Origin of the sequence: Streptomyces sp. NPDC058371 (genome assembly GCF_042723265.1) — a bacterium.
In the GTDB taxonomy this organism is placed as follows: Bacteria; Actinomycetota; Actinomycetes; order Streptomycetales; family Streptomycetaceae; genus Streptomyces.
Genome location: NZ_JBHXJC010000005.1, coordinates 294,573 through 302,882 on the forward strand (window position 1 = coordinate 294,573; position 8,310 = coordinate 302,882).

The following is an 8,310-nucleotide window of genomic DNA, read 5'->3' on the forward strand; positions in this document are numbered from 1 at the left end:
GTCTGAGCAGCGGTCCTGAACGGGCCGGCCGACCTGGAAGGACCGGAGGAACCGTGCCCCGCACCCTCGCCAACGCCCCGATCATGATCCTCAACGGGCCCAATCTGAATCTCCTCGGGCAGCGTCAGCCGGAGATCTACGGCTCCGACACCCTCGCCGATGTCGAGGCGCTGTGCGCCAAGGCGGCGGCCGCGCACGGCGGCACGGTGGACTTCCGCCAGTCCAATCACGAGGGCGAGCTGGTGGACTGGATCCACGAGGCCCGGCTGAACCACGCGGGGATCGTGATCAACCCGGCCGCCTACTCGCACACCTCCGTCGCGATCCTGGATGCGCTCAACACCTGCGACGGCCTGCCTGTGGTGGAGGTCCACATCTCCAACATCCATCAGCGCGAGGAGTTCCGGCACCACTCGTATGTCTCGCTCCGCGCCGACGGCGTGATCGCCGGCTGCGGTGTGCAGGGGTACGTCTTCGGGGTGGAGCGGGTCGCCGCGCTGGCGGGGCCGGGGAAGACGGAGGCCTGACGGCAGGGGACGGCCGCCGGCGCCGCGCACCCGGCCGAGCGCGCCCGGGCCTCCGCGCGGGGAGGGCCGGGGGCTCACTCAGAGCCGGCCCGCCTCCACGATCCGCCGCAGAAAGCGCTGGGTCCGCTCCTGGCGCGGGTTCCCGAACACCTCCTCGGCCGTGCCGCGTTCGAGGACCACGCCGCCGTCCAGGAAGCAGACCTGGTCCGCGACCTCACGGGCGAATCCCATCTCGTGCGTGGCCAGCACCATGGTCATACCGTCGTCCTTCAAGTCCCGGACGACGCTGAGGACTTCCCCCACGAGCTCCGGGTCGAGGGCGGCGGTGACCTCGTCGAGGAGCAGCAGCCGGGGACGTACGGCCAAGGCGCGGACGATCGCGGCCCGTTGCTGCTGGCCGCCGCTGAGCCGGTCCGGGTACTCGCCCGCCTTGGCGCCGAGCCCGAGCCGGTCGAGCAGCTCACGGGCGTGCTCCTCGGCCTTCGCGCGGTCCACGCCGTGCACGCGGCGCGGGGCGAGCGTGATGTTCTCCAGGACGGTCATGTGCGGAAAGAGGTTGTACGCCTGGAAGACCACGCCGATGCGGCGGCGTACGGCGTCCTGGTCGGCCCGTGGGTCGGTGATCTCCTCGTCGTCGAGCCAGATCGCTCCGTCGTCGATGTCCTCGAGGAGGTTCGCACAGCGCAGCAGGGTCGACTTGCCGGAGCCGGAGGCGCCGATCAGAGCGGTCACCGTGTGCGGGGCGACCTCCAGGTCGACGTCCCGCAGCACGACCGAGTCGCCGAAGGTCTTGCGGACGGACTCCATGCGGAGCACGGGGGAGTTGGTCATATGGTCCCTCCCTGGGCCCGTCGGCGGTCCATCCGGGCCGTGACCCAGTCCGTGAAGCGGGTCATCGGGATGGTCAGCGCGACGAAGACGAGTCCCGCGACGATGTACGGCGTGTAGTTGAGACTGCGGCCCACGATGATGTCGGCGGCCCGCACGGCGTCGACCGCGCCGCCGATCGACACGAGGCCGGTGTCCTTCTGCAGGGACACCAGATCGTTGAGCAGCGGCGGCACCTGGCGTCGTACGGCCTGGGGCAGTACCACGTAGCGCAGGGCCTGCCGGTTGGTGAGGCCCAACGAGCGGGCCGCGGCGCGCTGCGAGGGATGGACGGACTCGATGCCGGCGCGGAACACCTCGGCGACGTAGGCCGAGTACGTCAGGGTGAGCGCCGTACCGCCCAGGAGCACGGGGTCCACCGTCACGCCCTGCAGCCGCAGCGCCGGGACACCCAGGACCACGATCATCAGGTTGATGATCAGCGGGAGGCCCCGGAAGAAGTCGGTGTACGCGGCCGCCAGTGCCCGCAGCGGGAAGAAGACCGGCCCGCGCAGGGTGCGGGCGATGGCGATCAGCATGCCGAGCACGAGGACCGCGGCACCGCAGACGAGGAGCAGCCGGACGTTGAGCCAGAGCCCTTCGAGCACCTTGGGGAGCGCCTCGCGCGCGTACTGCGCGCTGAAGAACGTCTCCTTCGTGCGCGGCCAGCCAGGCGCACTGACGACGACGAAGTAGAGGAGGACTCCGGTGACCAGCGTCGAGAGGGCGGCGATCGCCGTCGCGCGGCGGGCGCGGGTGCGCTTGAAGCGCTCCCGCTCGATCCGCCGCTGCGACGGGACGTACGCCTCGCGCATGTCTCCTTCGCCGGAGTCCTCACCGGACTCCTCCTTCAGGAGCGTCACTTGAGCACCGGTGCGTCGACGGCGTCGGACAGCCACTGCTTCTCGATCTTCGCGAGCGTGCCGTCCTTGCGCAGGGCGTCCACGGCGTCGGTCACGCACGAGGTCAGTGCGCTGCCCTTGTCGAGGACGAGCCCGAACTGCTCGGGCGTGCCGCCCTGGTTCTCGAACTGCCCGACGATCTTCGCGTCCGTCACCTCGGCCGCCGTGATGTAGAAGGAGGTCGGCAGGTCGGTGACGATGGCGTCGACCTGGCCGTTCTTGAGCGCGGACTTGGCCTGGTCGTTCTTCGCGTACGCGGCCGGCTGCTGCTTCGGCTTCACCACGTCGTTGATGTAGTTGAGGCTGGTGGTGCCCACCTGGGCGCCCAGCTTCACGTCCTTGAGGTCCGCGATGCTCGCCGCCTTCGCGGCCTTGGAACCCTTCAGCGCGATGACGGCCTGGCGGACGTCGTAGTAGCCGGACGAGAAGTCCACGGCCTTCTTGCGCTCGGCGCTGATGGACACCTGGTTGATGTCGAAGTCGAAGGTCTTCTCGCCGGGCGCGAAGGCCTTGTTGAAGGGGACGGTCTGCCAGACGACCGCACCCTTGTCGTAGCCGAGCTGCTCTGCCACGGCGTAGGCGACCGCGGACTCGAAGCCCTTGCCGTTGGCCGGCTTGCCGTCCTTGAACCAGGGCTCGTAGGCGGGCTCGTCGGTGGCGATGGTCAGCTTCCCGGCCGCCTCGGTGGTCAACTTGCCCTTCGCGCAGGTTTCCCCGGAGGTCCCGGAGGCCTTGTCGCTCGCCTTCTCCGGCTGCGGAGCACAGCCCACGGCGACGGCGAGCAGGGCGACTGTGGCGGTGGACGCGGCGCGGCGCAGGGCGCGTTGGGCGAGATGCATGGCGGGAGAGTGACAGTGCGACGTCCCGTTTGTCGAGGTCACAGGGACAATTGTCCGCATAGTGGGAACGTGCGTTGCGTTCTTGTGAACGCTCCTGGGGAGACCCGCCGCTCGCCCGGCCAGGGGCTTCGCCGGGGCCGCCGGCCGAGGGCGGGGGTCGAGAGGCCGGCGGCCCGTTCCGCGCAGGAGCCGTCATCCTGAGCGGGGCTGCTTCCAGTGGACTGCACCAGTGCACGCGCCGGGAGCGCGTGTGTGGCACCGGCGCGTGTGTTCGTTTCACACGGGGCGCGTTCGGACCCATCGGGCGGTGTGGCGCGCGCCCGGCGCAGAAGGGCGCGAACGGTTCACGCGCCCCGTGCGGATGCGCCCGGGCCGGACCACGGTCTGCGGCCCGGCTCCGGGCTGCGCGCCCAAGAAGAGCGCCGTACGGAACGGTTCGGGCGCTTCACCAGCCCCGTGCGCGCCACTCCGTAAGGTGCGGACGCTCCGCGCCCAGCGTCGTGTCGTTGCCGTGTCCCGGGTAGACCCAGGTCTCGTCCGGCAGCGCGGCGAAGATCTTCGTCTCCACGTCATGCATCAGGCTGGCGAAGGCCTCCGGATCCTTACGTGTGTTGCCCACACCACCCGGGAAGAGACAGTCCCCGGTGAACACATGGGGATGCCCGTGCGGGTCGTCGTAGACGAGAGCGATCGAGCCCGGCGTGTGCCCCACCAGATGGCGCGCGGTGAGTTCCACGCGTCCCACCCGGATCGTGTCGCCGTCGCCCACCGGGACATCGGTCGGCACCGGGATGCCGTCGGCGTCGTCCCGGCCCGCGTAGGTGCGCGCGCCCGTCGCCGCCACGACCTCCGCGAGTGCCTGCCAGTGGTCGCCGTGCTGATGGGTGGTGACCACCGACGCGATGCCGTCGTCACCGATCAGGGTGAGCAGCGTCGAGGCGTCGTTCGCCGCGTCGATCAGCAGCTGCTCGTCGGTGGCCCGACAGCGCAGCAGATAGGCGTTGTTGTCCATCGGGCCGACCGCGACCTTGGAGATCATCAGGTCCTGCAGCTCGTGCACATCGGCAGGGCCGCCGACCTTCACCGCTCCGCTGTACGTCATGGCGGCAGCCTATAGCGGCGGGAGGGCGGGCAGCAGGCCGCCGTCGACGGTGAGGGCGGCGCCCTCCCGGCGTCCCGCGAGCCAGCCGAGGAGCGCGGGCGCGGAGCCGGTCACGGTGACCTCCGGGGCGCCCTCCGTGCCGCGTCCCGTGCGCCACGCGTGCGTGCCGTCCGTGAGGCGGGTGGGCGGCACCTCGGGGTGGCCCGCGAACCGTTCGGCGAGGAATCCGATCTCGCGCTCCACGAACTCCTGCGGAAGATCTTCGAGCTCGTACCCGATCCCCAGATCCACGTGGTGCAGTTCCACCTCGATCCACCGCCGGAACGGCACGCGGGACGCGGAGTCCGTGACCCCGTTGCGCAGCGTCACCGTGCGGGACCATTCCGCGGGCAGGGCACCCGCCTCCTGGAAGCGGGCGGCGCTCGCGCGGATGTCCGCGAGCTGCGCGTCCAGGGGACGCGGGGCGTCCCGTTCGATGTCCGAGTCCCGGGTGTCGGCCGAGGCGTACATGGGTCGGCCCGCGAGGACGTTGACGAGCGCGTCCGCGTTGAGGGCGACATGGGCGAGGACATGGCCGCGGCTCCAGCCGGGAAGCCGTGACTGCTGGGTCACAGCGGCGTTGTCCAGGTCGGTGGCTGCGCTGAGCAGCCGTTCGGTCGCGTCACGTACAGACGCCAGGTCGCGCACATGATCGTTCATGGAGCAGACGATAGCTTCACCACCCATTCGGGTGAAGCCGGTGGGCATGGTCCGCAAATCGAATGCGCGTGCTATAACCTCGGTCGAGGCGTCGGGCATGCTTGAAGGTCCGGGTTTGTTAGCAACCGAGGAAACTTCCCGGCGCTGTCAGTGGCTCCCCCTAGTCTGAAAAGGACGGGGGCCCCGCCCCTGTCACTTCTCTCTAGAAAGGTGCGGACCGGCGTGGCCGACCGTCTCATCATCCGTGGAGCGCGCGAGCACAACCTCAAGAACGTCTCGCTCGACCTCCCGCGCGACTCGCTCATCGTCTTCACGGGCCTGTCGGGGTCGGGCAAGTCCTCCCTCGCCTTCGACACGATCTTCGCCGAGGGGCAGCGCCGCTACGTCGAGTCGCTCTCGTCGTACGCCCGCCAGTTCCTGGGTCAGATGGACAAGCCGGACGTCGACTTCATCGAGGGTCTCTCGCCGGCCGTCTCCATCGACCAGAAGTCGACCTCGCGCAACCCGCGCTCGACGGTCGGCACCATCACCGAGGTCTACGACTATCTGCGACTGCTCTTCGCGCGCATCGGCAAGCCGCACTGCCCCGAGTGCGGCCGCTCCATCACGCGCCAGTCGCCGCAGGCCATCGTCGACAGGGTCCTGGAGCTGCCGGAGGGGAGCCGCTTCCAGGTCCTCTCGCCGCTGGTGCGCGAGCGCAAGGGCGAGTTCGTCGACCTCTTCTCCGATCTCCAGACCAAGGGATACAGCCGGGCCCGGGTCGACGGCGAGACGATCCAGCTCACCGAGCCGCCCAAGCTGAAGAAGCAGGAGAAGCACACCATCGAGGTGGTCGTCGACCGCCTCACGGTGAAGGAGGGCGCCAAGCGCCGCCTCACCGACTCCGTGGAGACCGCCCTCGGCCTGTCCGGCGGCATGGTCGTGCTCGACTTCGTCGACCTCCCCGCCGACGACCCCGAGCGCGAGCGGATGTACTCGGAGCACCTGTACTGCACGTACGACGACCTGTCCTTCGAGGAGCTGGAGCCCCGCTCCTTCTCCTTCAACTCGCCCTTCGGCGCCTGCCCCGACTGCTCCGGTATCGGTACGCGCATGGAGGTCGACCCCGAACTCCTCGTCCCGGACGAGGAGAAGTCCCTCGACGAGGGCGCCATTCACCCCTGGTCGCACGGGCACACGAAGGAGTACTTCGGGCGACTCGTCGGAGCCCTCGCGGACGCGTTGGGATTCCGGACCGACATCCCCTTCGCGGGACTTCCGCAGCGCGCCAGGAAGGCCCTGCTCTACGGCCACAAGACCCAGATCGAGGTCCGCTACCGAAACAGGTACGGGCGCGAGCGGGTCTACACGACACCCTTCGAAGGTGTCCTCCCCTTCGTGAAGCGGCGGCACAGCGAGGCCGAGAGCGACGCGAGCCGCGAGCGCTTCGAGGGCTACATGCGCGAGGTGCCCTGCCCCACGTGTCACGGCACGCGCCTGAAGCCGCTCGTCCTGGCGGTCACGGTCATGGAGAAGTCGATCGCCGAAGTCGCCGCGATGTCCATCAGCGACTGCGCGGACTTCCTGGGCGAACTGAAGCTCAACGCGCGCGACAAGAAGATCGCCGAGCGCGTCCTGAAGGAGGTCAACGAGCGGCTGCGCTTCCTGGTCGACGTGGGCCTCGACTATCTGTCGCTGAACCGCGCGGCCGGCACCCTCTCCGGAGGCGAGGCCCAGCGCATCCGCCTGGCGACGCAGATCGGCTCCGGCCTGGTGGGCGTCCTGTACGTCCTCGACGAGCCGTCCATCGGCCTGCACCAGCGGGACAACCACCGTCTGATCGAGACCCTGGTCCGGCTGCGCGACATGGGCAACACGCTCATCGTCGTCGAGCACGACGAGGACACCATCAAGGTCGCCGACTGGGTCGTCGACATCGGCCCCGGCGCGGGTGAGCACGGCGGCAAGGTCGTGCACAGCGGCTCCCTGAAGGAGCTGCTCGAGAACCCCGAGTCGATGACGGGGCAGTACCTTTCGGGCAAGAGGGAGATCGCCCTTCCGGACATCCGCCGGCCCGCCGACCCGAGCCGCAGGCTCACGGTGCACGGCGCCAGGGAGAACAACCTCCAGGACATCGACGTGTCCTTCCCGCTGGGCGTGCTCACGGCCGTCACCGGTGTCTCGGGCTCCGGCAAGTCGACGCTGGTCAACGACATCCTGTACACGCACCTGGCCCGCGAGCTGAACGGCGCGAGGAACGTTCCGGGGCGGCACACGCGCGTGGAGGGCGACGACCTCGTCGACAAGGTGGTGCACGTCGACCAGTCGCCCATCGGTCGTACGCCCCGGTCGAACCCGGCGACGTACACCGGAGTCTTCGACCACGTCCGCAGACTGTTCGCGGAGACGACCGAGGCGAAGGTGCGGGGCTACCAGCCCGGCCGCTTCTCCTTCAACGTCAAGGGCGGCCGCTGCGAGAACTGCTCCGGCGACGGCACGATCAAGATCGAGATGAACTTCCTGCCGGACGTCTACGTCCCGTGCGAGGTCTGTCACGGGGCGCGTTACAACCGGGAGACCCTGGACGTCCACTACAAGGGCAAGTCCATCGCCGAGGTCCTGGACATGCCGATCGAGGAGGCCCTGGACTTCTTCGAGGCCGTGCCCGCGATCTCCCGCCACCTCAGGACGCTCAACGACGTCGGTCTCGGCTATGTCCGGCTCGGCCAGTCCGCGCCGACGCTCTCCGGTGGTGAGGCGCAGCGCGTCAAGCTCGCCAGCGAGCTGCAGAAGCGTTCCACGGGGCGCACGGTGTACGTGCTCGACGAGCCGACCACCGGTCTGCACTTCGAGGACATCAGCAAGCTCATCAAGGTGCTGTCCGGCCTGGTCGACAAGGGCAACACGGTCATCGTCATCGAGCACAACCTCGATGTCATCAAGACCGCCGACTGGGTGGTCGACATGGGTCCCGAGGGTGGCAACGGCGGCGGCCTCGTCATCGCCGAGGGCACACCCGAGCAGGTCGCCGGGGTGGCCACCAGCCACACCGGCAAGTTCCTGCGCGACGTCCTCGGCGACCGGGTCAGCGACGCGGCCCCGGTGAAGGCGGCCCGCAAGACCGCAGCCAAGAAGACGGTGGCGGCCGGGGCGGCAGCCAAGAAGACGGCCACCAGGACCGTCAACAACACCGCCACGAAGAAGGCGGCGGCGACCAGGAAGACGGCCACGAAGGCGGTCCCCGCGAAGAAGACCACGCGGGCTCGCAAGGCCTGATTCGGGGAGTGACCGGCCCCGAAGAGTGCGGCGGCCCCCCGGAACCCCCCCCGGGGTGCCCCCCCCCTTCGGTTTTTCCCCCGCCCTCTCCCTCCCCCCCCCCCCCCCCCCCCGCCAGG

At 69.5% G+C, this 8,310-nt stretch carries 7 protein-coding genes; 2 read left to right on the forward strand and 5 right to left on the reverse strand.

Annotation, left to right across the window (positions count from 1 at the left end; genetic code table 11):
• Positions 1-53: 53 nt before the first annotated feature.
• Entirely contained in the window at positions 54-527 is a 474-nt protein-coding gene (gene aroQ, locus ACFWM2_RS18620) for a type II 3-dehydroquinate dehydratase (RefSeq protein ID WP_383280497.1), read from the forward strand.
• 78 nt (positions 528-605) lie between these two features.
• Here the strand turns inward: aroQ and ACFWM2_RS18625 are convergent, their stop codons facing one another.
• The 5 genes from ACFWM2_RS18625 to ACFWM2_RS18645 all read right to left on the reverse strand — a co-directional run bounded on the left by ACFWM2_RS18625 (position 606) and on the right by ACFWM2_RS18645 (position 4,936).
• On the reverse strand, positions 606-1,358 hold the full coding sequence (locus ACFWM2_RS18625) for an amino acid ABC transporter ATP-binding protein (RefSeq protein ID WP_383280500.1): 753 nt from the start codon (positions 1,356-1,358) through the stop codon (positions 606-608).
• Positions 1,355-2,257 carry an amino acid ABC transporter permease gene (locus tag ACFWM2_RS18630; RefSeq protein ID WP_383280503.1) on the reverse strand — a complete coding sequence of 301 codons (903 nt, stop codon included), beginning with the start codon at positions 2,255-2,257 and terminating at the stop codon, positions 1,355-1,357. Before ACFWM2_RS18630 ends, ACFWM2_RS18625 begins: the two co-directional genes overlap by 4 nt.
• Complete coding sequence (locus tag ACFWM2_RS18635) at positions 2,254-3,135, reverse strand: ABC transporter substrate-binding protein (protein WP_383280506.1); 882 nt, start codon at positions 3,133-3,135, stop codon at positions 2,254-2,256. The genes ACFWM2_RS18630 and ACFWM2_RS18635 overlap by 4 nt, the downstream gene beginning before the upstream one ends.
• 445 nt (positions 3,136-3,580) lie before the next feature.
• Positions 3,581-4,237, reverse strand: a complete 657-nt coding sequence (locus ACFWM2_RS18640; protein WP_383280509.1) for an MBL fold metallo-hydrolase — start codon at positions 4,235-4,237, stop codon at positions 3,581-3,583.
• 9 nt (positions 4,238-4,246) lie between these two features.
• Positions 4,247-4,936, reverse strand: coding sequence for a maleylpyruvate isomerase family mycothiol-dependent enzyme (locus tag ACFWM2_RS18645; RefSeq protein WP_383280512.1), 690 nt, complete (start codon positions 4,934-4,936; stop codon positions 4,247-4,249).
• 222 nt (positions 4,937-5,158) lie between these two features.
• Here ACFWM2_RS18645 and uvrA point away from each other — a divergent pair, with 222 nt between their 5' ends.
• Positions 5,159-8,191 carry an excinuclease ABC subunit UvrA gene (uvrA, locus tag ACFWM2_RS18650; RefSeq protein WP_383280514.1) on the forward strand — a complete coding sequence of 1,011 codons (3,033 nt, stop codon included), beginning with the start codon at positions 5,159-5,161 and terminating at the stop codon, positions 8,189-8,191.
• Positions 8,192-8,310: the final 119 nt, after the last annotated feature.

What these genes read in the sequence shown, in the direction of transcription:
- ACFWM2_RS18625 (WP_383280500.1), bottom strand. Translation starts at nt 1,358, where the DNA reads ATGACCAACTCCCCCGTGCTCCGCATGGAGTCCGTCCGCAAGACCTTC.
- ACFWM2_RS18635 (WP_383280506.1), bottom strand. Translation starts at nt 3,135, where the DNA reads ATGCATCTCGCCCAACGCGCCCTGCGCCGCGCCGCGTCCACCGCCACA.
- ACFWM2_RS18640 (WP_383280509.1), bottom strand. Translation starts at nt 4,237, where the DNA reads ATGACGTACAGCGGAGCGGTGAAGGTCGGCGGCCCTGCCGATGTGCAC.
- ACFWM2_RS18645 (WP_383280512.1), bottom strand. Translation starts at nt 4,936, where the DNA reads ATGAACGATCATGTGCGCGACCTGGCGTCTGTACGTGACGCGACCGAA.